Here is a 23338-nt window from a genome sequence, read left to right as displayed (position 1 = left end):
GTTAGACGCTTCTGTGGCTTCAAGGTTTAAATGCTTTTGCCCTTTCAGGGCGTTTGGAGCGAATATTATCTTTTGTCCTTTCAGGGCGTTTACTTACGAGTTTCTCAGCTGCATCAGCAAGGTGTTGAGCTGGTTTTCATCCTGCAGGAGCACCTCTCTTGGCTTGCTGCCCTGTGCGGCTCCCACGATGCCTGCTGCTTCAAGCTGGTCCATCAGTCTGCCGGCGCGGTTGTAGCCGATGCTGAACCTACGCTGAATCATACTGGTGCTGCCCTGCTGCGATAGAACGATGGCATGGGCTGCCTCCTCGAAATATGGATCCAGGTTGCGGGCATCCACGCTGCCTGAACCTCCTACACCGCCATCCTCGCTGGCTGGCTCTGGCAACTCCATCGGTTCGATAGGACCAGGCTGATTGCAGATGTATTCGTTGATGCGCTCAATCTCCGGTGTATCTACGAAGGCACACTGTACACGCACTGGCTCATTGCCGTTCAGGTAGAGCATGTCACCACGACCAATCAACTGGTTGGCACCTGTTCTGTCAAGGATGGTCTTGGAGTCGATGGCAGATGTCACCTTGAAGGCGATACGTCCAGGGAAGTTGGCCTTGATGTTACCGGTGATAATGCTGGTGGTAGGACGCTGGGTAGCGATGATCATGTGGATACCCACGGCACGTGCCAGCTGAGCGATACGGGCGATAGGAAGCTCCACCTCCTTGCCGGCTGTCATAATCAAATCGCCAAACTCATCGATAATCACCACGATGTATGGCATAAATTCGTGACCGTCAGTAAGTTTCAGGCGATGGTTCACGTATTTCTGATTATACTCCTTGATGTTTCTGGCTCCCGCCTTCTTCAGCAAGTCGTAACGGCTATCCATCAGCACGCAGAGACTGTTCAGTGTTCTCACCACCTTGGTAACATCGGTGATGATAGGCTCCTCCTCATCTGGAACGGCAGCCATAAACTTATTGGTGATGCGTGAATATACGCTGAACTCCACCTTCTTAGGGTCGATGAGAACCAGCTTCAACTCGTTAGGATGCTTCTTGTAGAGCAGGGAAGTGATGATGGCATTCAGACCAACAGACTTACCCTGACCGGTGGCACCGGCAACGAGCAGGTGAGGAATCTTGGCCAAATCCACCATGAACACCTCGTTGGTGATGGTTTTACCCAATGCGATAGGCAGTTCCATCTTGGTTTCCTGGAATTTCTTCGAGTTCAGAATGCTCTCCATGCTCACGATGTTCGCCTTGGCGTTAGGTACCTCGATACCGATGGTCCCCTTGCCTGGGATAGGGGCGATGATACGTATACCCAGTGCTGCGAGGCTCAGGGCGATATCATCCTCCAGGTTCTTGATTTTCGAGATGCGCACGCCCTCGGCAGGCTGAATCTCATAGAGGGTGATGGTAGGTCCCACCGTAGCACGGATAGTCTTGATCTGCACGCCGAAGTTGTTGAGCACTTCGATGATGCGGTTCTTGTTTGCCTTCTGCTCTTCCTCGTCGATGGAAACCTCCTGGTCGTCATACTTCTTCAGCAGGTTGAGGGTAGGGTACTTGTATTTGGTGAAAGGCTCCTTCGGGTTGATAGGCGTATTGAGCACCTCGGCGTTGCTCACCGTGTTGCTGGTAGCCTTCTCTTCGCCCAATGCCACGGAGATGTCCATGCCCACATGCTCCGAAGCGGCAGCGGCAGCTTCCATCTCCATTCTTTCTCGTTCCGCTTTCTCGGCACGCTGCTTTCTTTTCATCTCCAGGAAGCTAGGTGTAGCGCTTGGAGTGGTGGTTGCTATCGGCTCTGTCGGGGTGACAGTGGCATTGGCTACGCTGTCTTCCGTTTCATTCTCATCCTTGTTGGCATCGAGATCCACTACCTGCGGCTTCTTCTCTTCGCTATTCTGCTGCGCAGGAGTTTCCTGTTTTGCATTTTCCTTTTCAGGCTCTTCCTTCTCTGGAGTCTGCTCTTCCTCCATATCCCTTCCTCTTTCAGCGTTCTGGTAAGCCAGGTCGATGTCTTCCGTATTCGAATCTCCATGGTTGGTGATTTCGAACTTCACCTTATTAGATATATATCCGATAGGGTTGAGTGCCTTTCTCACGATGGTGATGGTCTCTGTGGTGAGATAGGTGAGGAAGGCTACAGCCACGAAGAGGAGGATGGCTGTGAGTCCGGGAGGACCTACCACGTTCTCCAGGTTCTGCACCACATAGAGTCCGTGCTTGCCGCCCGGGTTGAAGATAAGGCTGCCCATCAGCGGGGTGAGGAACTTGGCGAAGGTGATGCTCGACCATATCATGATAATCATCATGCTGAGAAACCATTTCCACAGGTTGATGTTATATACATGCATCAGCTGGAATCCTGCCATCACCACGAAACATGGAAGCAGGAAGGCTGGGAATCCGAAGTTCACTGCCATCAGCCAGTAGGAGATGATGGCACCCAGCGAACCGCAGTAGTTCTGAAACTGCTTTTCGGTGTTGGTCCATTCGCCTGGTCTCAGGTTTTCTAGCAGACTTTGGTCAGCTGCACCCGTATTGATGAATGAAACCATAGCGATGATCAGAACCACAGCCATCACCACCAGGGCGAGTCCGAGGAAGAAATCGGTGATGGTATTGTTGAAAATATATTGTAAACCAATGGCTTCGCTAAATGATTTAGCTCTGCCTGAAGTCTTTTTTCTTGCCATTTTTATCTTGTTTTAAAATATTTCTCTGCAAAATTAGTAAAAAAGTGCGAGAAACAATCCTTTTTCTCGGCTTTTTTTTTTAATTTTGCAACTTGTAATGAATAAAATGTAAAATGAAGATTATTTTCACGAGTTTTGACAAGAAAACAGTCAACAGTTTGCCAAGGGTTCTTTTCCCAGGTAAGGTGATTGTGATAGATAAGGCTGAGGATACAGATGCCGCAGTGGATTACCTCTTGCAACAAGACGTTTTGGGAGTGGATACGGAGACGCGACCTAGCTTCTCCAAGGGTCATCACTACCAGGTGTCGCTGCTGCAGGTGAGTAGTCGTACCCGCTGTTATCTCTTCCGTCTGCATCACACGGGCATGACGCCTGCCATCATCCGTTTCCTGGAAGACACGAAGGTGCCGAAGGTTGGCCTTTCCTGGCATGATGACCTCCTGCAGTTGCATCGCCGCTGCGAGTTCAAGGCAGGTTATTTTGTGGAGTTGCAGGATGTGGCAAAGGATTTCGGCATCAAGGATATGAGTTTGCAGAAACTCTATGCCAACCTGTTTCATCAGAAAATCAGCAAGGCGCAGCGCCTGAGCAATTGGGAGGCCAACGAACTCCGCGATTCCCAGTGCCTGTATGCTGCCACAGATGCCTGGTGCTGCATCAACCTATATGAGGAATTCAATCGCCTCATCCAGACTGGCGATTACGAGATTGACGAATTATAATCCCTATATATAATAATGTATAAGAACGTATATTTAAAGAAAGGAAAGGAAGAATCTCTCAAGAGATTCCACCCATGGATATTCTCCGGTGCTATCCAGCGCATGGACAATGATATAGAAGAAGGTGAGGTTGTTAGAGTGTTTAACCACGCTGGCGATTTCATTGCGGTAGGTCATTATCAGATTGGATCTATCGCCGTGCGTGTGCTCTCATTCAGTGATGTTGCCATCGATGATGAGTTCTGGCGCGCCCGCCTGGAGTCAGCTTACAAGATGCGCCTGGCAGTGGATATCGCAGGCAATCCGGATAACAACACCTATCGACTGGTGCATGGCGAGGGTGATAACCTGCCAGGACTGGTTATCGACTGCTATGGTCCTACTGCCGTGATGCAGGCTCACAGTGTGGGCATGCACGTCTGCCGTATGGAGATAGCCCAGGCTTTGAAAGAGGTGATGGGCGATGAGCTGCAGAATATCTATTATAAGAGTGAGACTACCTTGCCTTATAAGGCCGACCTGCGTCAGGAGAATGGCTTTATCCTGGGCGGTGATGCCGATGATGTGGCTGTGGAGAATGGATTGAAGTTCCATATCGACTGGCTGCGTGGTCAGAAGACCGGTTTTTTCATCGATCAGCGTGAGAACCGTTCTCTGCTTGAGCATTATGCCAAGGGCAAGAGTGTACTCAACATGTTCTGCTATACCGGCGGTTTCTCAGTCTATGCCATGCGTGGCAACGCCAAGGCTGTTCACTCGGTGGATAGCAGTGCCAAGGCCGTAGAACTGACTAACGAGAACATCGCCTTGAATTTCCCTGGCGATGCACGCCATGAGGCTTTCTGCGAGGATGCCTTCAAGTATCTTGATGAGCACGATCAGCAGTATGATCTCATTATCCTCGATCCTCCTGCCTTTGCCAAGCATCGTGCAGCCTTGCGCAATGCCCTGAAGGGATACACCCGTCTCAATGTCAAGGGATTGCAGCGCATCAAGAAGGGTGGAATCCTCTTCACCTTCAGCTGTTCGCAGGTGGTTACCAAGGATAACTTCCGCAACGCTGTGTTCACGGCTGCTGCCCAGGCTGGCAGAAAGGTGCGCATCCTGCACCAGCTGCATCAGCCAGCCGACCATCCTATCAATATCTATCACCCTGAGGGTGAGTATTTGAAGGGACTCGTTCTCTACGTAGAATAATTTGTTATGAAGAAATTTTCATTAATGATATGCTTGGTTTCTGTACTCTTGTTCGGAATGTCGGGTTGTGGACATTCCGAACAGGAGCGTCATCGGCTGAGCAAGCAGGAGAAAGCCCGCCTCGACAGCATCGACCGGGCTTCCCTGAAGATAGGTGTGATGCCTACGCTCGATTGCCTTCCGGTATATCTGGCGTACGAAGACAGCATCTTCCTGAAGCAGGGAGTAACGGTGCATCTGTATCGTTATAATGCCCAGATGGACTGCGATACCGCCATCGCCCGTGGCAGGGTAGAGGGAACGGTGACCGACCTGGTTCGTGCTGCCCACATCGAGAAGAAGGGAGTGCCGCTCTTCTATCCCGTATCAACCAATCTCTATTGGCAGTTAATCTCCAATAGAAAGGCACGTGTGTCGGAACTCAAGCAGTTGTCCGACAAGATGATTGCCATCACCCGCCATTCTGCCACCGATTATCTCGCCGACCTCGCCATCGACAGTGCGAAGCCGAAGTACGAGGTGTATCGCGTGCAGATCAACGATTTGAACATTCGCCTGAGCATGCTTCTCAACAACGAGATGGATGCCATGCTCCTGCCTGAGCCTTACGCTACCAGGGCACGAATGGCTCAGAACGTGGTGCTGATGGATAGCCGCGACAAGAACATCAACCTGGGTGCCATTGCCTTTCGCACCAAGCTGAAGTCCGAACGTCGCCGTAAAGAACAGATAGACAGATTCTTGACCGCATACGACATTGCAGTGGATAGTATTAACAAAAATGGCGTTCGAAAGTACGCTACCCTGTTGAAGAAGTATTATGACCTAGATGCCCATACCATCAAAAGTCTGCCTCAGCTCAAATACAGTCATGCCATGGAGCCGCTTCAGCGCGATTTGCAGTTGGCTAGGAAAAGAGCAGAGAACAAGTAATCTTTAAATAATTAATTTTAACGAAACAATGAAAGAAAAAAAAATAGAGCAGGCTTTAGCCGAGGCACGTTCGGAGTTGTCTCATGGCGACTATCTCACTTTATGTGCCTCCCTTACCTTTCTTAATAGGGAAATCCCTGAAGCTTCGGTTTCAGATGGCGATATTTTTTATATGCTTGGATGGTTAACCCAGGTATGCGAAGGAATGGGGATTGATTATACGAAGCATGAGGCTGGCAAAGCTGTTTTTCATGCAGAAGGTAAGAAACATGATTTTTGTATCACGGGTATGGATATCAAGACTCCAGAAGGCAGAGCGGCAGAGTTGTGTAGAATTCAGAGAGAATTTAATGAATATCTGTGTGATTTTGAGGTTGCTTTCCGTTGTTCCAAGCCGGGTGTTTTTATGGATTTGAAGAAAACGGGTGATCAGATAGACAAGAAAGATTTCCTGAGCACCCTTGAATCTCAGCTTTCTGATATGGCGATGTTATATATCGATACCAACCAGACCGACGAGAAACTCAAACAGCGTCAGATTGAGTTGCAGGAAGAGCTTAATGAAATTCGTCACGTTATCTTTGCTGCAATTGTAACCTCGGGTAACTGGAGTTGGGAAACATGGTGCCTCTATCGTGATCTCATTCTTTCGCCAACCGTTGATGCCGTCACTTCCCAGTTGCTGGTTAGTGCCGTCACCTTGGCATGTACCACGGTATTCAGCTTCCAGAAGTTTGATTTGCTGAAAACTGTTTTCGAAGAGGCTAAGGATGAAGAGCTGAAGCAGCGTGCCTTGATAGGCTTACTCTTGGCTTCAACCCGCATGCCAAAGGGAGTTTGCGAAAAGGAGTACCGTGAAGAGTTGGAAATAGAATTTCCAAAGCTGATTCTTGAGATTCAGAAGCAGCTTGCCATGACCCTTAAGAGTGAAATGTTGTCTCAGGAATATACAGATAGTTTCAGAGATCGTATTTCCAATAGAATGATAGGTGCCTTGAAGCACAGCATTGCTAAGCATGCTGATGATGATTTGAAGGATTTGCTGGCTGATGATGGCATCGGCAACGAGGATGATGATGAGGCAGATAATGTCCGTATGTCGGATGACGGCAAGAGAATTGATATAGAGATGGATGAGGATGTCGATGCCCAGGAAATGATGGAAAAGGGCATGGATATTCTCTTGGGTCAGTTTAACAAGCTGTCTGACCATCCGTTCTTTGAAGAGATTTCCAATTGGTTCTTGCCATTCGATGAGAATCAGCCGATTCTTGCTGAGGCTGCTGCCATTGACACAAAGAACGATACCGACAGAATGTTCACTACCACTGCCAATCGTTCGTGTGCTGCCGATGCGTATGCGCTTGCCGTGTTGATGTTGAATCATCCTGATGATATTCCTGAAGTTCCAGAGATGTCAAAGCATGATGACGATGAGTTTGAGGATGACGAAGAACTGGAAGATGAAGAGACGTTTGAGGGTGATTCTGAAGATGGCGATGAGCAGGATGATGAGGCTGAAGATGATTCTGATGATGAGACTCCAGATGATCCTGAAACTGAAATTTGCATGATTCGCACCAGATACCTGCGCAATCTGCTTCGTTTCTACAGATTCTGCTTCAATCGTGACGAATTCTTCAATGTGTTTGAGGACGATAAAGATGAAGTTCCGGGTTACGCCGTGCTTGCTTCGCCTGTGTTCCAGTATCCTTTCTTTGATAGTTATCGTCTCGCTGCTGCCCGTTATGCCACCCGTCTCGAGGTGCCAAGTATGGTTGGGGTTTTGCTGAACGGTATGGAAGCCAACGACCTGGAAACCCATTACATGAAAGGATGGTCCTTGATGAAAAAGAAAGGCGAAAAGAATTTGATGATGGCAGTGATTCATTTCAAGAAGATGTTGGAAATCCAGCCTGGCATGAAGAAAGCCTATTCCATGTTGGCCGATTGCTATCATGATTTGAATATGCTTGAGCCTTATCTCGAGGTCTATGATGAGCTGCTCAAGAAGGGCGATTCCTTATCTGATGATTTCAAGAAATTACTTAAAATACAGAAGATGAACATGCTCTTCAAGGCGAAGCATTATGAGGATGCCATCGGGCTGGGTTACGATCTGGAATATCATTATCCAGACCTGGAATTGGTTTCTGCTATGCTCTCTTATTGTCTGCTGAAAAGAAAAGGTGAAAATGCCGAAGAGTCTTTCCTGAAAGCCAAGGAGCGCATTGGAGCCTATTTCGCTGACGAGATGGATATTGCGAATATGATGGAGGGGACTGGTTCTAACCAGAATTTGGAGCAGATATTTGCCTCTACCATGGGTCTTTTCCTGAAAATGATGCAGAAAGACAAGGAAGCAGAATTCATCAATAGCTATTCCTACTGTCTGGTTTATATGGTAGAGGGCAATCCTGAAATGGCTCTCGACAAGATGCTCAGAATCCTTACTACATGTAAGAGATCGACTGGAAAACTGGATGAGATGTTGAGAAATGACCGCGAGTGGCTTGAAGAGCATGGAGTTTCCTGGGAAGATGCGCTGCTCCTGTATAACTATGCAGTGCATGATTTCGAGAACATGATTCATGGCATAAGCGAAATATTTGATGACAAGAAGAAAAAATAAAGATAATTTATCTTGAAAATATAGAATCGAGGTTGATATGCCGACAGATAACAATAGTAATAGAAGTAATAATAGAACGAATAAAACTCAGATAGATACCAACTACGCCCACCTGCAGCCGCAGGCGGTGGAGTTGGAGAAGGTGGTGCTGGGTTCGCTCCTTATTGATGCCGATGCCTTTTCGGTGGTGTCAGAAGTGCTGAAACCTGCCACTTTCTATGATCCGCGACACCAGAAGATATACGAGGCCATCCAGACCATGAACATGGAGGAGAGGCCGGTGGATATCATGACCATCATCGATGAACTCACCAAGATGGGCGAAATACAGAAGGTGGGAGGGGCGGCTTACTTGATGGAGATTTCGTCTCAAGTAGCTTCGGCTGCCCACGTAGAGTATCATGCCCGAATCCTGGCGCAGAAGTATCTGCAGCGACAGCTTATTCACTATGCCGGCGATATCGAGACTCAGGCGTACGACGAGGGCGTGGATGTTGACGAACTGATGCAGCATGCCGAGGGCGAACTCTTCCAGCTGTCACAGGGCAACATGAAGCAGGATTATACCCAGATTGACCCCGTCATCAAGGATGCCGTGGATATCCTGCAGCGTGCCGCTCAGAACAAGGGTGGACTCACCGGTATCCCTACCGGATACCAGCAGATGGATGAGATGACTTCAGGATGGCAGCCTTCCGACCTGGTTATCATCGCCGGACGTCCTGCCATGGGTAAGACTTCCTTCGCGCTGAGCATCGCCAAGAATGTGGCTGTGGACTATGGGGTACCTATCGGCTTCTTCTCTCTTGAGATGAACAACGTCCAGCTGGTCAACCGTCTTATCTCGAATGTCTGTGAGATTTCGGGTAAGAAGATTCTGAACGGACAGCTCGACCCTGCTGAGTGGGAGCGTCTCGACAAGAAAATACGTGCCCTCACGGGTGCGCCGATCTATGTGGATGATACTCCTGGACTCTCGGTGTTTGAATTGAGAACAAAGGCTCGCCGACTGGTGCGCGAGAAGGGGGTGAAGATTCTGATGATCGACTACCTGCAGCTGATGAATGCCAACGGCATGAAGTTTGGTAGCCGCCAGGAGGAGGTTTCCACCATTTCCCGTTCGCTCAAGGGTCTTGCCAAGGAGTTGAATATTCCGGTGCTCGCTCTGTCGCAGTTGTCACGTAACGTGGAGAACCGCGAGGGTCTCGAAGGAAAGCGACCACAGTTGAGCGACCTCCGTGAATCCGGAGCCATCGAGCAGGATGCCGATATGGTGCTCTTCGTTCACCGTCCGGAATATTATCACATCTATCAGGACGAAAAGGGTAACGACCTCCATGGCATGGCTCAGATCATCATTGCCAAGCACCGTAAGGGTGCCACGGGCGATGTGCTTCTCAACTTCCGTGGCGAGTTCACCCGATTCCAGGATCCTACCGATTCCTATACTCCGGTGCAGGAGGGTGGAGAAATCATGGGCTCCAAGATGAATGGTGGTGCTGCCGGTGCACCCTCTGGCAGCGGTTCTGCAGCAGAAGGTTCCTTGCCTCCTCTGCCGCCACCTGCACCTAACGGTCCGTTACCTTTCTAGCAGAAAAGGGAATAAACTGACACGAAAACCCCTCATTCAGGGAATAATCTCATATAAAAACGGCTCATTTCTTTGGGAAATGAGCCGTTTTTTGTATTTTTATGGTAATTTGAAAGATTTTCTATTAAAAAAGTGATAAATTGTTTGCGTATATCAGAGAAATATATTACCTTTGCAAGCGAATTAAGTATAACATAAAAATATAAAAGATATGAGAGCATTAGCGTTGAATATTACAGGCATCATGATTATTCGACTTCGACTGCAGCATGTAGGCGGAAGTGATAAGGTGTGCGTATAGTTCAATGCTGGGGATATATCAAGCCTTTCTACACTTCCGTATCTGGGAGTGAGAAAGGCTTTTTCTCTTATATATATCACATATATATATCACATATATATATATCACGGCTCTTATATATATAATAAGGTGAATAATAAAAATATTGATTAGAGATATGAGTGACAGATTATTTATTTTCGACACAACCCTTCGCGATGGCGAGCAGGTTCCAGGATGTCAGTTGAACACGGTTGAGAAGATTCAGGTGGCTAAGGCGCTGGAGCAGTTGGGCGTTGATGTCATTGAGGCGGGCTTCCCTATTTCAAGCCCGGGCGACTTCAATTCGGTGGTGGAGATTTCCAAGGCGGTTACATGGCCAACCATCTGTGCGTTGACTCGTGCAGTGGAGAAGGATATTGATTGCGCTGCCGAGGCGTTGAAGTATGCCAAGCACAAGAGAATCCATACTGGCATCGGTACTAGCGATAGCCACATCAAATATAAGTTCAACTCTACCCGCGAGGAAATCATCGAGCGTGCCGTGGCTGCCGTCAAGTATGCCAAGAAGTACGTAGAGGATGTGGAGTTCTACGCTGAGGATGCGGGTCGTACGGATAATGAGTATCTGGCTCGCGTGGTTGAGGCTGTCATCAAGGCAGGTGCCACGGTGGTCAACATTCCTGATACCACTGGCTATTGCTTGCCGGATGAGTATGGTGCCAAGATCAAGTATCTGATGGATCATGTGGATGGCATCGAGAATGCACGCATATCTACCCACTGCCACAACGACCTCGGTATGGCTACGGCAAATACCCTGCAGGGTGTATTGAATGGTGCACGCCAGGTAGAGGTAACCATGAATGGTATCGGCGAGCGTGCTGGTAATACTTCGCTTGAAGAAATCGCTATGATCTTGAGGTGCCACAAGCACCTCAACATTGATACCAACATCAATACCACCAAGATTGTTCCTATGTCTCGCATGGTGAGCAGTCTGATGAACATGCCTGTGCAGCCTAACAAGGCTATCGTGGGCCGCAATGCCTTCGCTCATTCTTCCGGTATCCACCAGGATGGCGTGCTGAAGAATGTTCAGACTTACGAAATCATCGACCCTAAGGATGTGGGCTTGGATGATAACGCCATCGTATTGACAGCCCGTTCGGGTCGTGCGGCATTGAAGTATCGCCTCCACGTAAACGGCGTGAACATCGAGGACGAGGAGAAGCTCGACAAGATCTACAAGAAGTTCCTCCAGTTGGCTGATAAGAAGAAGGAAGTTACCGACGAGGATGTATTGATGCTCGCTGGTGCTGATTCTGCCGATAAGCATGGCGTACAGCTCGACTGGTTGCAGGTAACTACCGGCAAGGGCGTGAAGAGTGTAGCCAGCATCGGCTTGAACATCGCTGGTCAGAAGTTCGAGGCTGCATCATCTGGCAATGGTCCTGTGGACGCTGCCATCCGTGCCCTCAAGAAGGTCATCACCAAGGAGATGAACCTCAAGGAGTTCACCATCCAGGCTATCGACAAGGGTTCTGACGATGTGGGTAAGGTTCACATGCAGGTGGAGTACGATGGCCATGTATATTATGGCTTCGGTGCAGATACCGACATCGTGACAGCTTCCGTAGAGGCTTACATCGACTGTATCAACAAGTTCAAGGTATGATAAAGTATAATTCAGATAAATATATAATAAACAGGATATTATGAATACATTATTCGACAAGATTTGGGACAAGCACGTTGTCCAGATTGTAGAAGACGGCCCTACACAGCTTTACATCGACCGTCTCTACTGTCACGAAGTAACATCACCTCAGGCATTCGCTGGTATGCGAGCACGCGGACTCAAGATGTTCCGTCCAGACCAGATTTTCTGTATGCCTGACCACAATACTCCTACCCACGATCAGGACAAGCCTATCGAGGATCCAATCTCAAAGAAGCAGGTAGATACCTTGGCAAAGAACACCGCTGATTTCGGCGTAACTCACTTTGCCATGAACACCAAGGACAATGGTATCATCCATGTGGTAGGTCCTGAGAAGGGTCTTTCTCTTCCAGGTATGACCATCGTCTGCGGCGACTCTCATACTTCTACCCATGGTGCCATGGGTGCCGTTGCCTTCGGTATCGGTACTTCTGAGGTGGAGATGGTGATGGCTTCACAATGTATTCTCCAGAGCAAGCCAAAGTCTATGCGCATCAGTATCAACGGCAAGCTCAGCAAGGGTGTTACAGCCAAGGATGTAGCTCTTTATTTGATGAGCCAGCTCACTACGTCCGGTGCTACCGGTTACTTCGTTGAGTACAGTGGCGATGTAGTGAAGGATATGTCAATGGAAGGTCGTTTGACTCTCTGCAACCTCTCCATCGAGATGGGTGCCCGTGGCGGTTTCGTAGCTCCTGATGAGACAACATTCGAGTATATCAAGGGTCGTGAATATGCACCTAAGGGTGAAGAGTGGGACAAGGCTGTGGCTTACTGGAAGACCTTGAAGAGTGGCGATGACGCTGTATTCGACAAGGAGTTGACTTTCGAGGCAAAGGATATCGAACCACGCATCACCTACGGTACCAACCCAGGTATGGGTATCGGCATCACCGAAAGCATCCCAACACTTGATGAGATTCCTGAGGAAGAGCAGGCTGGTTTCAAGAAGAGCCTCAACTACATGGGCTTCCAGCCAGGCGAGAAACTGGAGGGTCATCCTATCGATTATGTATTCCTGGGCGCATGTACCAACGGTCGTATTGAAGACTTCCGTGCCTTTGCTTCATTGGTTAAAGGTAAGAAGAAGGCAGAGGGTGTAACTGCTTGGCTTGTACCAGGTTCTTGGCTGGTTGATAAACAAATACGTGAAGAGGGAATTGATAAGATTGTTGAGGCTGCCGGCTTCGAAATCCGTCAGCCAGGATGCTCTGCCTGCCTGGCAATGAACGATGATAAGATTCCTGCAGGCAAGTACTCTGTAAGTACATCCAACCGTAACTTCGAGGGTCGTCAGGGACCAGGTTCCCGCACCATCCTTGCCAGCCCATACGTAGCAGCAGCTGCCGCTATCACTGGTAAGATTACCGACCCAAGAGAGTTCATGTAATGTTAAGTGTTCAACGTAAAACGAAAAACTGAAATGAAACAGAAATTCAATGTAATTACATCAAGCTGCATTCCTCTTCCATTGGAGAATGTAGATACAGACCAGATTATACCAGCCCGTTTCCTCAAGGCTATCGATAAAGAGGGTATGGGCGACAACCTCTTCCGCGACTGGCGCTACAATGCCGACGGAACACCAAAGCCAGACTTCGTGATGAACGACCCTTCTTACAGTGGCGTCATCCTCGTAGCTGGCAAGAACTTCGGTTCAGGTTCTTCCCGTGAGCACGCTGCCTGGGCCATCGCAGGCGCAGGTTTCCGTGTCGTTATCAGCTCTTTCTTCGCTGATATCCACAAGAACAACGAGTTGAACAACCTCGTATTGCCAGTAGTGGTAAGCGAGGAATTCCTGAAGGAACTCTTCGAGAGCATCGACAAGGATCACAAGACAGAGGTAAAGGTAGATCTTCCTAACCAGACTGTGACCAACCTTGCTACTGGCAAGAGCGAGCACTTCGAAATCAATGGCTACAAGAAGCACTGTCTGGAGAACGGTTTGGACGATGTAGACTTCCTCGTTCAGAACCGTGACAAGGTAGAGGCTTGGGAAGCTAAGAACAAGTAATCAAGTAATTATGAACGTTAACGCAAAGAGAGATAATTCCCGCATCAAGGAGATTGAGATCATGGACTGCACGCTGCGTGACGGCGAGCAGACCAATGGTGTCAGTTTCCTTCCTCACGAGAAATTGATGATAGCAAGAATGCTGTTGCATGATATCAATGTTGATCGCATTGAAGTGGCTTCAGCACGTGTGTCGGAAGGCGAAAAGGATGCTGTCGCTCGAATTTGCCGTTATGCCAAGACCATAGGTAAACTGGATTCCGTTGAGGTATTGGGATTCGTGGATAACAACAAGAGCGTGGATTGGATTGCCGAATGCGGTGGTCATGTCATCAACCTCTTGGCTAAGGGTAGCTATAAGCACTGCACCCAGCAGCTCAAGATGTCGCCTGAGGAGCATCTCGCTCATATCAAGCAGACCATCGATTATGCTTTGAGCAAGAATTTCACCGTAAATCTCTATCTGGAGGACTGGTCGAGCGGTATGCGCGACAGCCGTGACTATCTCTTCATGATGATGGACGAGCTGGTGAAACTGCCAATCAAGCGCTTCCTGCTTCCTGATACTCTGGGTATCCTGAACCCATTGCAGTGTGTGGAGTATATGCGCCAGATGGTTCGCCGTTATCCGGATTCTCAATTCGATTTCCATGCCCACAACGACTACGATTTGGCTGTGAGCAACTCGCTGGCTGCCGTATTGAGTGGCGCCAAGGGTCTTCACGTTACCGTGAATGGTTTGGGCGAACGCTGCGGCAATGCACCATTGGCGAGCGTTCAGGTGATTCTGAAGGATATGTTTGGGGCAAAGACCAATATCAAGGAAGACCGCCTGAACGATATTTCCCGATTGGTTGAAGGATACAGCGGCATCGCCGTGGCTCCAAATACCCCTGTGGTGGGCGATAATGTCTTCACTCAGGTAGCTGGTGTGCATGCCGATGGCGACAACAAGGACAAGCTTTATTGTAACGACCTGGTGCCTGAGCGTTTCGGCAGACATCGTGAGTATGCATTGGGCAAGAATTCCGGTAAGGCTAACATCATCCAGAACCTCAATGAACTGGGATTGGAACTGACTCCGGAACAGACCAAGGCTGTGACCAAGCGAATCACCGAACTCGGCGACCGCAAGGAGCTGGTAACCCAGGACGATCTGCCATACATCGTGAGCGATGTGCTGAAGCATGGCGCTCCGGAGGATAAGGTGAAACTGGTAAGTTACATGGTTTCAACCTCTTATGGTTTGAAGCCTATAGCAAGTGTTAAGGTGGAAATCGATGGCAAGGAGTATGAAGACCAGAGCTCAGGCGATGGTCAGTATGATGCTTTCGTAAAAGCCCTCCGCAACATCTATAAGGTGAAGCTCGGCAAGACCTTCCCTAAGCTCGACAACTATCAGGTAACCATCCCACCCGGTGGTCGTACCGATGCCCTTGTCCAGACCGTCATTACCTGGCGTGAAGGCGACCGCATCTGGCGCACCCGAGGCTTGGATGCCGACCAGACGGAGGCTGCTATCAAGGCAACGCTCAAAATGCTTAATATGTATGAGGCAGATAAGAGCGATGAACAGCCAGCGTCGCCTCGAAATTTAGATATGGAATAAAAACAATTAAAAAATCAGATAAGATGAAATTAAACATTGCAGTTCTCGCCGGTGATGGTATCGGACCAGAGATTATGAAGCAGGGCGTAGCAGTAATGCAGGCCATTGCAGAGAAGTTCAACCACGAGTTTACTTACAACGAGGCAATCTGCGGCGCTCACGCTATCGACGAGGTAGGTGATCCATTCCCAGAGGAGACCTTCAAGACTTGTATGGATGCTGACGCAGTGCTCTTTGCAGCCGTTGGTGACCCACGTTTCGACAACAACCCTACAGCCAAGGTTCGTCCTGAGCAGGGTTTGCTCGCTATGCGTAAGAAGTTGGGCCTCTTCGCCAATGTCCGCCCAGTGGCTACATTCGATTGCCTGCTCCACAAGTCTCCATTGAAGGATGAGCTCTTGAAAGGTGCAGACTTCGTAGTCATCCGCGAGTTGACTGGTGGTATGTACTTCGGTGAGAAGTATCAGGATAACGACAAGGCATACGATACCGATATCTACACCCGTCCTGAGATTGAGCGCATCCTGAAGGTAGCTTTCGAGTTTGCCATGAAGCGCAACAAGCACCTCACCGTGGTAGATAAGGCAAACGTATTGGCATCTTCTCGTCTCTGGCGTCAGATTGCCAAGGAGATGGAGCCACAGTATCCTGAGGTAAACACCGACTATATGTTCATCGACAACGCTTCTATGCGCGTGTTGACTGAGCCTACCTTCTTCGATGTCATCGTTACAGAGAACACCTTCGGTGATATCCTCACCGATGAAACTTCTTGCATCACCGGCTCTATGGGCTTGCAGCCATCTAGCTCATTGGGTGAGCACACACCATTGTTCGAGCCTGTTCACGGTTCATGGCCACAGGCAGCTGGCAAGAACCTGGCAAACCCAGTAGCTCAGATTCTTTCTGCAGCAATGTTGCTGGAGCACTTCGGTTTGAACGAGGAGGGCGCTTTGATCCGCAAGGCAGTAGATGCTTCTCTCGATGCCAATGTCCGAACTCCTGAGATTCAGGTAGAGGGTGGTGCACAGTATGGCACAACAGAGGTTGGCGCATGGATTGTCAACTGGATCAAGAATGCTTAATCTAGGTTAATCTTTAGAAGTATTCTTACAAGATAGAATTTTGATTTGAATAGCCTTAAGGAAGATATTTTTTTTCCTTAAGGCTATATATATTTATCCTTAAGGCTAATTATATTTTCCCTTAAGGCTAAATATATTTTCCCTTAAGCTATGATATCGTATCCTATAATCTCAGAAAATACGGAGGTTTTGCTTAAGTTTATTTTATTTTGAAATTCCTAAACAACTTTTATCTTTGCTTTTTTGGTTGATTGCTGAAGTATTTGTAATTTTGCAGCATGAAAAAGAAAAGTATCCTATTATATAGTTGTTTTCTGCTGTCGATGCCGTTGATGGCGCAGCAGAACCATGCGTCGGATTCTAAGGCGCAGAACAAGGCGCTGCGTGATTCTTTGGCGGCAGCTACGAATGTGCTGGCGTATCATCCCGACAGTATTGATTTGCGATTGAAGAAGGCGGCGTGGAACATCCAGCTGGAGCAGTGGGCGTATGCCAAGGACGATCTGGATAAGGTGTTGTTTCTGAACAATACCAATATTGCGGGTCTCTTTTATCGTGCTTTCGTCAATGAGAAGATGAAGCGTTACAATTTCGCCCGTTTGGATTATCAGAATCTCTTGGTATTGGTTCCAGGCAATTTCCAGGCACAGTTGGGCTTGGCGTTGCTGAACGAGAAGGATAAGCATTATACGGAGGCGTATGATGGCATCAATAATCTGATAGAACAGTATCCTGACAGTGCTCTGGCGTATGCGGCTCGTGGCGGAATAGAGAAGGAGAGGGGCATGCTGGAGTTGGCAGAGTATGATTATGCCAAGGCGATGTCGCTGGATGAGGATAATCAGGATTACCGCATCAACCACATCGACCTCCTGGTAACTCTGGGCAGGAAGCAGGATGCCTACACCGAGTTGGAGGCACTCATCAAGAAAGGTGTTGCCCCCGGCCAACTCCAGGATTTCTATCGCAGATTAAAGGATAAAAGAAGGAAATAGCATTAAAACTTCCTGATGAGCTCGGCAATTCTTTCCACGTCCTCTTCCGTCATGCTCTGATTGCATGGCAAACTGAGTTCTTGCTGGTGAATCTTCTCCGTGATAGGCAGGTGCAGATGATTCCATTCCGCATAGCATTTCTGCTGATGAGGCGGAATCGGATAGTGAATCATCGTGCCAACGCCATTCTCCTTGAGATATTGCTGCAGCTCATCCCTTCTGGATGAAAGAATCGGGAAAATATGAACCACATTGCTTTCTTTTGGAGAATACAAATTGGATGGAATCAATTCATGGTCTTGCTTCCCATTCTTTTTGTCTTCTCCAAGGTATTTTACATTGTCTTCTCCCAGATACTTCAGATATAATTGCGCCAAATCTTGTCTTCTTTCATTGGTTTCATCCAGATGTGCCAGTTTTACATCAAGCACTGCAGCCTGAATCTCATCCATTCTCGAATTCCTTCCTTGGTAATCAAAAACATATTTCCTGGCACTTCCGTAATTGCCCAATGCCCTGATTACCTCAGCCAAATCATCGTCATCCGTGGTCACGGCACCCGCATCACCCAGTGCACCCAGATTCTTACCTGGATAGAAGCTGTGGGCGGCAGCAGTGCCCAGACTTCCCGTCCGTTTGCCATTCCATCCATCCGATGAAGTCTTTCCTCTATAGATGCAGCCATGCGCCTGTGCATTGTCCTCAAACAGCAGCAAATGATGCTTCTTGCAGATAGCTATCATGTTCGGCGTAACACTGCATTTGCCGTAAAGATGCACGGTGAGCAGGGCGCGGGTCTTCCCGGTGATATGGCTCTCGATGAGTGAATCATCCATCTGCAGCGTATCTATCGTTGGTTCGATGAGGATGGGAGTGAGACCCACGCTCGTGATGGCGAGGATGGTGGCAATATACGTGTTGGCAGCTACCAGCACCTCGTCACCAGGCTGCATTCTGCCCAGAATCATCTCGCCCTGCAACATCAGTTTCAGGGCATCGAGTCCGTTGCCGCAACTGATGCAGTGGCGGGTTCCGATATACGCAGCATAATGCTCCTCGAAGTCGTGGATGCGCTTGCCCTGCAGATACCAACCGCTGCTCACCACCTCGGAAATGGCATGCTGAATGTCTTTCTCATAAGGAGCATTCAGGTCTTTCAGACTTAAATATTTGATTTCTTTCATTTCTCTTTTTTTTGTTCTTTAGATTAAGAAAGTTGCAGGATTGTTTAAGAAATTTGCAGGATAACCGCCCCACTTGAACAATTCCTGACCTTGAATTCTACATTTTCTGCCAGATAAAGTCCCTGATAGGGATGATTAAGGAAGAAAGAGTCAGTAGATTCCCCATCCTTGATTTCTATCGTAAAGGATCCTGATAGAGCGATGAACACCAGTTTCGGGTGATGGGCATCAGGCTCAAGGGAGGTTCCGGCAGGCATGCCATAGCGCCATTCCACATGTTTGATATGGAATGGGATATTCTTCTGCTCCTCGGCAACGGTCAGGTTGCCGCGCGGGTCGAATATCTTCGGAAGCTGTATGATGTTAGCTATTTCTTGTTTCATATAAGAATAACGCTGATGAGTGGGGTTTTATTGTATAGAATGATAGAGGTTTATGTTATCAAGTGGATGATAGAGGTTTATGTTATCAAGTGATAGGATAGGGGGATAAAAAACTAGAGCAGCTATCTTCTCAGACAACTGCTCTATCTCAATAGGTATTAGTTTTCTTTAAGGTAAAAAGATTGTATTCAGGATAACGTTTGCAAAGGTACGAATTTTTGTTGGAATAAAAAAATAAAATGATAATTAATTTTGGAAAAAATTAATTTTTTAATAATTCCTGTCATGTTCATTTACTTTTTAGTGCAAAATGATAATTATTCCCCCAAAAAAATAAAGCTTTTGCCCTTACAGGGCGACAGGCTTGCATCCATTATTACCCAGGGCGCTGCCCTGGGCTAGGAGCTTCTGCCCTTTCAGGGCGTGTGGGGAAGTACTTGCGAAAGTTTAGTATAGTGATGGAAAGAAGAGAGGGGGTATAAAAACAAAAAAGAGACCCTTTCACAAGGATCTCTTTTTTGAGGTGTCTAGCGGAGTCGAACCGCTCTACACGGTTTTGCAGACCGTTACCTAACCGCTCGGTTAAGACACCAAGTCTAAAAATTTTACAAATTAACTCCTATGAAACGAAGTCATTAAGAGGTGTCTAGCGGAGTCGAACCGCTCTACACGGTTTTGCAGACCGTTACCTAACCGCTCGGTTAAGACACCTTGTAGAGTTATTTGCTGTCATTTCTGATAAGCGAGTGCAAAGGTACTACTTTTTTTTGAAACCACCAAATCTTTCGCCATCTTTTTTCGAAAATAATGAAAAAATCTTTAGAAACAATCAATTCTAATCATTTTTTCTTCTTCTTGCACTGCTCATAGAAAGCACAGCCCGCACACTTGTAATTCCGGTCGTGGCACTGGTTCACCTTCTTCCACGCCCGATAAATACGAATGGCGGCATACGCGATGCATGCCGCCAATATCGTAAGAATGATGATATACTGAGCAGTCATCATATCAATTTCTCCTATAGCTGAAAAACGCCGGCGTTTAGCCTACAGCGTTGTAGCCATTTGTAGAGTTCTTGCGCATGATGTCACGGATGTTCATCTCCTTGAATCCGTCGGCACGATGCTGCTCTTCCAACTCCGCCTCCTCTTCGATGTCCTTTTCTGAGCGGGTGAAGGTGAAAGCCTTGTACTTAAATTCTGCGATAGCCCAACCTACGAGTGCTACCACGATCAATGCGATCAGTCCTAATAATGCTTCCATTTCTTTCTTTATTATATATAATAATGTGTAAATTCCAGTAACTCCAGCTTCCCGCGGCTTAGTAGTCGTCGTCAGCCACGTCCTCAGCATCGTCGAGTCCCAGGTTCTCAGGGTCCTCGAAGGTGGTGCGGTAGCTTTCCTCGGTCAGCTTGTCGTCATCGAATGCATCATCGTCCTCATCAGGATCGTTGTAGTGATCCTCAATCTCTGGTGCATCCTCATCGTCATCCTCGTCTGGGTCGAGCAGGTCGTCGTTGCGGTCCAACTCGTCCTCATCCATGAATCTCATGCGAATCTTCTCCTGCTTTGGCTTCTCCTTGGCAAAGATAGCCTCCACCCAGGTACCCTTAGGCACCACGAGCACCTCGTAGTCGTCAGCCAGCTTCTTCTCGTAGAGACCACCCGGCTTCTTCAGGCGATCCTTAGGAAGGGTAGTGGTACTGATGTCGAAACCGCTCTCGATGATATCCTTGATACTCTGAGAAAGACTGTCCCAGCCACCGCCGAAGTTACGCTCCAATACTTCGATGAGCTTGGATGCGGTGATGTGACCGATGTTCTCGTAGGTGAGGTCGGTGACACGCATGATAGGGCGCTTCTTGATGGCAAACTTCTCGTTCTTGTCGTCGATGCGGAGGGTGCCGATCTTGAAACCACGTTCAATCAACTTGTCGAGCACTTCTGTGCGGTCCACTTTCACTTGCTCAACTTCGAATGCACTGCGAATGATGTCGAGGTATCTACGCTGATTGTCCTTCAGGTCGTTGTCTTTCTCGGCAGCTTCCCAAAGTCGGAAAACATCATTCTCCTGGATATCCCAAACACTGCTTTTTGACAATGTTTTGAGGGTGATAGTCTTTTCTTGTTTCATTGTTATAAATGTTTTGAATGCAAAATTAAATACTTCTTTTTATATATCCAAATTTTCAGCCCGTTTTTTTTTCTATTTCCACGATTTTTTTTCTTTTATCCCGATTTCTTGTGCACGTTTCATTTTTTTTCATTATCTTTGCAGCTAAAAATACCGAAGTAAAAAGAATTATAGAATGAGTGAACCGTTAGCTGAAAGAATGAGACCCCGGTCGCTTACCGACTATGTGGGCCAGAAGCATCTGGTGGGGGAGGGTGCCGTGCTGCGCAGGATGATCGACGCAGGCCGCATTTCCTCTTTTATCCTCTGGGGACCTCCGGGCGTGGGCAAGACTACCCTGGCGCAGATTGTGGCGCAAACCCTGAAGGTGCCTTTCTATACCCTCTCTGCCGTAACCAGCGGCGTGAAGGATGTGCGCGAGGTGATTGAGCGTGCCAAGAGTGGAAGATTCTTCAACGCTGCTTCACCTATCTTGTTTATAGACGAAATACACCGCTTCTCCAAGAGTCAGCAGGACTCCCTGCTGGGCGCAGTGGAGAAGGGCATCGTTACACTGATTGGTGCCACCACCGAGAACCCGTCGTTCGAGGTTATCCGTCCGCTACTCTCCCGATGCCAGCTCTACGTGCTCAAACCCCTGGAAAAGGAAGACCTGGAGGGACTCCTGCAGCGTGCCATCACCCAGGATGTGGAACTCAGCCAGAAGAAGATCAATCTGAAGGAAACTGGGGCGATGCTCCGGTTCAGCGGAGGCGATGCCCGGAAGCTCCTCAATATCCTGGAACTGGTGGTGGAATCGGCAGGCACCGGTGAGGTGGTCATCACCGACAAGATGGTAGAAGAACAGCTTCAGCAGAATCCCCTTGCCTACGACAAGCAGGGCGATATGCACTATGACATCATCTCCGCCTTCATCAAGAGTATCCGTGGCAGCGACCCCGATGCGGCGCTCTATTGGATGGCGCGCATGATAGAAGGAGGCGAAGACCCGCAGTTCATCGCCCGCAGAGTGGTGATCAGTGCGAGCGAGGATGTGGGACTGGCGAATCCCAACGCCCTGCTCCTGGCGAATGCTGCCTTCGATACGGTGATGAAGATAGGATGGCCCGAGGCGAGAATCGCCCTTGCCGAGGCGGTGGTCTACCTTGCTACCAGTCCCAAGAGCAACAGTGCCTACCTGGGCATCAACGATGCCATCGCCACCGTAAAGCAGACGGGCAATCTGCCTGTGCCGCTGCATATCCGCAATGCGCCGACCAAACTGATGAAGGACCTGGGCTATCACGACGGCTATAAATATCCGCACGATTATCCCGGTCATTTCACCGAGCAGCAGTATCTACCTGATGAACTGAAAGATACCCGCTTCTGGCATCCGCAGCATTCTCCTTCCGAGGAGCGCCTGTATAACTGGATGGTAACATGCTGGGGAGAGCGGTTTAAAAACTAAACAAATAATTTATTACGAGAAAAAATGACTATTCATCAAGACCCGGAACTTGTCATGACGCTGCAGCGCATCATCGAGTTCATTGGAACCTTTGCATTTGCCCTTTCGGGCATCCGACTTGCCGCCAGCAAGCATTACGACTGGCTGGGCGGCTTTGTGTGTGGCGTGGCTGTGGCCATCGGCGGCGGAACCATCCGCGATGTGATGCTTGGCCAGCATCCTTTCTGGATGCTCAGCCCCATCTACCTTTTGTGTACGCTGTTTGCGCAGCTGGTGGTCATCGGTTGCCACCATTATCTCAAGCGTCTCGACAACACGTGGTTTCTTTTCGATACCCTCGGTCTGGCGCTGTTTAATATCGCCGGAATCCAGAAAACCCTCGATTGCGGTTTCCCGTTCTGGGTGGCCATCATCATGGGCTGCATCACGGGTTCCTTCGGCGGCGTAATCCGTGATGTGCTGCTCAACGAGGAGCCTGTCATCTTCCGTAAGGAAATCTATGCGATGGCATGCGTGCTGGGTGGCCTCTGCTATTGGGGATTGACCTATCTGGGCATGAGCGTCTATATCACGTCCACCGCCTCCTTCCTTACGGTCTGCATCATCCGCCTGCTTGCCGTGAAGTACCACATCTCGCTGCCTACGCTGCGCGATGAGACGAATGAATAATTTATAATGAATAATTTATAACAAT

19 protein-coding genes and 2 tRNA genes are annotated in these 23338 nt (G+C 48.5%); 13 read left to right on the top strand and 8 right to left on the bottom strand.

Going from position 1 to position 23338, the window contains the following annotated elements; all coding sequences use genetic code 11:
* Positions 1-93: 93 nt before the first annotated feature.
* Positions 94-2709: an FtsK/SpoIIIE family DNA translocase gene (locus KUA49_RS11180; RefSeq protein ID WP_218412809.1), complete on the bottom strand. Its 2616-nt coding sequence runs from the start codon at positions 2707-2709 to the stop codon at positions 94-96.
* Between the two features lie 113 nt (positions 2710-2822).
* On the opposite strand from KUA49_RS11180, the gene KUA49_RS11175 reads away from it, so the two are divergent.
* The 11 genes from KUA49_RS11175 to KUA49_RS11125 all read left to right on the top strand — a co-directional run bounded on the left by KUA49_RS11175 (position 2823) and on the right by KUA49_RS11125 (position 17493).
* Positions 2823-3434, top strand: a complete 612-nt coding sequence (locus KUA49_RS11175) for a 3'-5' exonuclease (RefSeq protein ID WP_218412808.1) — start codon at positions 2823-2825, stop codon at positions 3432-3434.
* Positions 3435-3449: 15 nt separating this feature from the next.
* Positions 3450-4631, top strand: coding sequence for a class I SAM-dependent rRNA methyltransferase (locus KUA49_RS11170; RefSeq protein ID WP_218412807.1), 1182 nt, complete (start codon positions 3450-3452; stop codon positions 4629-4631).
* A gap of 6 nt (positions 4632-4637) precedes the next feature.
* Positions 4638-5564, top strand: coding sequence for an ABC transporter substrate-binding protein (locus KUA49_RS11165; RefSeq protein WP_218412806.1), 927 nt, complete (start codon positions 4638-4640; stop codon positions 5562-5564).
* Positions 5565-5592: 28 nt separating this feature from the next.
* A complete protein-coding gene (locus KUA49_RS11160) occupies positions 5593-8196 on the top strand; it encodes a hypothetical protein (protein ID WP_218412805.1) in 2604 nt (867 codons plus the stop codon).
* Between the two features lie 37 nt (positions 8197-8233).
* Positions 8234-9787 carry a replicative DNA helicase gene (dnaB, locus tag KUA49_RS11155; RefSeq protein ID WP_218412804.1) on the top strand — a complete coding sequence of 518 codons (1554 nt, stop codon included), beginning with the start codon at positions 8234-8236 and terminating at the stop codon, positions 9785-9787.
* Between the two features lie 458 nt (positions 9788-10245).
* On the top strand, positions 10246-11745 hold the full coding sequence (locus tag KUA49_RS11150) for a 2-isopropylmalate synthase (RefSeq protein WP_218412803.1): 1500 nt from the start codon (positions 10246-10248) through the stop codon (positions 11743-11745).
* 40 nt (positions 11746-11785) lie between these two features.
* Positions 11786-13180, top strand: a complete 1395-nt coding sequence (gene leuC, locus KUA49_RS11145) for a 3-isopropylmalate dehydratase large subunit (protein WP_218412802.1) — start codon at positions 11786-11788, stop codon at positions 13178-13180.
* A gap of 33 nt (positions 13181-13213) precedes the next feature.
* Complete coding sequence (gene leuD / locus KUA49_RS11140) at positions 13214-13804, top strand: 3-isopropylmalate dehydratase small subunit (protein WP_006846819.1); 591 nt, start codon at positions 13214-13216, stop codon at positions 13802-13804.
* A 10-nt stretch (positions 13805-13814) separates the two neighbouring features.
* The gene (locus KUA49_RS11135) at positions 13815-15413 is read left to right on the top strand and encodes an alpha-isopropylmalate synthase regulatory domain-containing protein (RefSeq protein ID WP_218412801.1); all 1599 of its coding nucleotides are present in this window, start codon (positions 13815-13817) and stop codon (positions 15411-15413) included.
* Between the two features lie 23 nt (positions 15414-15436).
* A complete protein-coding gene (gene leuB, locus KUA49_RS11130; RefSeq protein ID WP_006846817.1) occupies positions 15437-16498 on the top strand; it encodes a 3-isopropylmalate dehydrogenase in 1062 nt (353 codons plus the stop codon).
* A gap of 323 nt (positions 16499-16821) precedes the next feature.
* Positions 16822-17493 (top strand): hypothetical protein, encoded by a 672-nt coding sequence (locus KUA49_RS11125; RefSeq protein WP_256624852.1) that lies wholly within the window; start codon positions 16822-16824, stop codon positions 17491-17493.
* Positions 17494-17495: 2 nt separating this feature from the next.
* On the opposite strand, the gene KUA49_RS11120 is transcribed toward KUA49_RS11125, so the two are convergent.
* The 7 genes from KUA49_RS11120 to KUA49_RS11090 all read right to left on the bottom strand — a co-directional run bounded on the left by KUA49_RS11120 (position 17496) and on the right by KUA49_RS11090 (position 21194).
* The gene (locus KUA49_RS11120) at positions 17496-18677 is read right to left on the bottom strand and encodes a DegT/DnrJ/EryC1/StrS family aminotransferase (protein ID WP_218412800.1); all 1182 of its coding nucleotides are present in this window, start codon (positions 18675-18677) and stop codon (positions 17496-17498) included.
* Between the two features lie 44 nt (positions 18678-18721).
* The gene (locus tag KUA49_RS11115) at positions 18722-19060 is read right to left on the bottom strand and encodes a WxcM-like domain-containing protein (RefSeq protein ID WP_218412799.1); all 339 of its coding nucleotides are present in this window, start codon (positions 19058-19060) and stop codon (positions 18722-18724) included.
* A gap of 521 nt (positions 19061-19581) precedes the next feature.
* Positions 19582-19652 (bottom strand) — tRNA-Cys (locus KUA49_RS11110).
* 48 nt (positions 19653-19700) lie between these two features.
* Positions 19701-19771: transfer RNA gene (locus KUA49_RS11105), tRNA-Cys, on the bottom strand.
* A 128-nt stretch (positions 19772-19899) separates the two neighbouring features.
* A complete protein-coding gene (locus KUA49_RS11100; RefSeq protein WP_256624848.1) occupies positions 19900-20067 on the bottom strand; it encodes a FeoB-associated Cys-rich membrane protein in 168 nt (55 codons plus the stop codon).
* A gap of 34 nt (positions 20068-20101) precedes the next feature.
* A complete protein-coding gene (locus KUA49_RS11095; RefSeq protein WP_203038777.1) occupies positions 20102-20323 on the bottom strand; it encodes a hypothetical protein in 222 nt (73 codons plus the stop codon).
* Positions 20324-20381: 58 nt separating this feature from the next.
* Positions 20382-21194: a hypothetical protein gene (locus KUA49_RS11090; protein ID WP_203050233.1), complete on the bottom strand. Its 813-nt coding sequence runs from the start codon at positions 21192-21194 to the stop codon at positions 20382-20384.
* Between the two features lie 175 nt (positions 21195-21369).
* On the opposite strand from KUA49_RS11090, the gene KUA49_RS11085 reads away from it, so the two are divergent.
* Complete coding sequence (locus KUA49_RS11085) at positions 21370-22644, top strand: replication-associated recombination protein A (RefSeq protein ID WP_218412798.1); 1275 nt, start codon at positions 21370-21372, stop codon at positions 22642-22644.
* A gap of 24 nt (positions 22645-22668) precedes the next feature.
* Positions 22669-23313 (top strand): trimeric intracellular cation channel family protein, encoded by a 645-nt coding sequence (locus tag KUA49_RS11080; protein WP_218412797.1) that lies wholly within the window; start codon positions 22669-22671, stop codon positions 23311-23313.
* Positions 23314-23338 lie beyond the last annotated feature (25 nt).

Origin of the sequence: Segatella copri (genome assembly GCF_019249655.2) — a bacterium.
In the GTDB taxonomy this organism is placed as follows: domain Bacteria; phylum Bacteroidota; class Bacteroidia; order Bacteroidales; family Bacteroidaceae; genus Prevotella.
This window is presented reverse-complemented; position numbering and strand designations above follow the sequence as displayed.

Excerpts from the sequence above, each read along its gene's own strand:
- KUA49_RS11180 (WP_218412809.1), bottom strand. The coding sequence starts at position 2,709 with ATGGCAAGAAAAAAGACTTCAGGCAGAGCTAAATCATTTAGCGAAGCC.
- KUA49_RS11175 (WP_218412808.1), top strand. The coding sequence starts at position 2,823 with ATGAAGATTATTTTCACGAGTTTTGACAAGAAAACAGTCAACAGTTTG.
- KUA49_RS11170 (WP_218412807.1), top strand. The coding sequence starts at position 3,450 with ATGTATAAGAACGTATATTTAAAGAAAGGAAAGGAAGAATCTCTCAAG.
- KUA49_RS11165 (WP_218412806.1), top strand. The coding sequence starts at position 4,638 with ATGAAGAAATTTTCATTAATGATATGCTTGGTTTCTGTACTCTTGTTC.
- KUA49_RS11160 (WP_218412805.1), top strand. The coding sequence starts at position 5,593 with ATGAAAGAAAAAAAAATAGAGCAGGCTTTAGCCGAGGCACGTTCGGAG.
- dnaB (WP_218412804.1), top strand. The coding sequence starts at position 8,234 with ATGCCGACAGATAACAATAGTAATAGAAGTAATAATAGAACGAATAAA.
- KUA49_RS11150 (WP_218412803.1), top strand. The coding sequence starts at position 10,246 with ATGAGTGACAGATTATTTATTTTCGACACAACCCTTCGCGATGGCGAG.
- leuC (WP_218412802.1), top strand. The coding sequence starts at position 11,786 with ATGAATACATTATTCGACAAGATTTGGGACAAGCACGTTGTCCAGATT.
- leuD (WP_006846819.1), top strand. The coding sequence starts at position 13,214 with ATGAAACAGAAATTCAATGTAATTACATCAAGCTGCATTCCTCTTCCA.
- KUA49_RS11135 (WP_218412801.1), top strand. The coding sequence starts at position 13,815 with ATGAACGTTAACGCAAAGAGAGATAATTCCCGCATCAAGGAGATTGAG.
- leuB (WP_006846817.1), top strand. The coding sequence starts at position 15,437 with ATGAAATTAAACATTGCAGTTCTCGCCGGTGATGGTATCGGACCAGAG.
- KUA49_RS11125 (WP_256624852.1), top strand. The coding sequence starts at position 16,822 with ATGCCGTTGATGGCGCAGCAGAACCATGCGTCGGATTCTAAGGCGCAG.
- KUA49_RS11120 (WP_218412800.1), bottom strand. The coding sequence starts at position 18,677 with ATGAAAGAAATCAAATATTTAAGTCTGAAAGACCTGAATGCTCCTTAT.
- KUA49_RS11115 (WP_218412799.1), bottom strand. The coding sequence starts at position 19,060 with ATGAAACAAGAAATAGCTAACATCATACAGCTTCCGAAGATATTCGAC.
- KUA49_RS11100 (WP_256624848.1), bottom strand. The coding sequence starts at position 20,067 with ATGATGACTGCTCAGTATATCATCATTCTTACGATATTGGCGGCATGC.
- KUA49_RS11095 (WP_203038777.1), bottom strand. The coding sequence starts at position 20,323 with ATGGAAGCATTATTAGGACTGATCGCATTGATCGTGGTAGCACTCGTA.
- KUA49_RS11090 (WP_203050233.1), bottom strand. The coding sequence starts at position 21,194 with ATGAAACAAGAAAAGACTATCACCCTCAAAACATTGTCAAAAAGCAGT.
- KUA49_RS11085 (WP_218412798.1), top strand. The coding sequence starts at position 21,370 with ATGAGTGAACCGTTAGCTGAAAGAATGAGACCCCGGTCGCTTACCGAC.
- KUA49_RS11080 (WP_218412797.1), top strand. The coding sequence starts at position 22,669 with ATGACTATTCATCAAGACCCGGAACTTGTCATGACGCTGCAGCGCATC.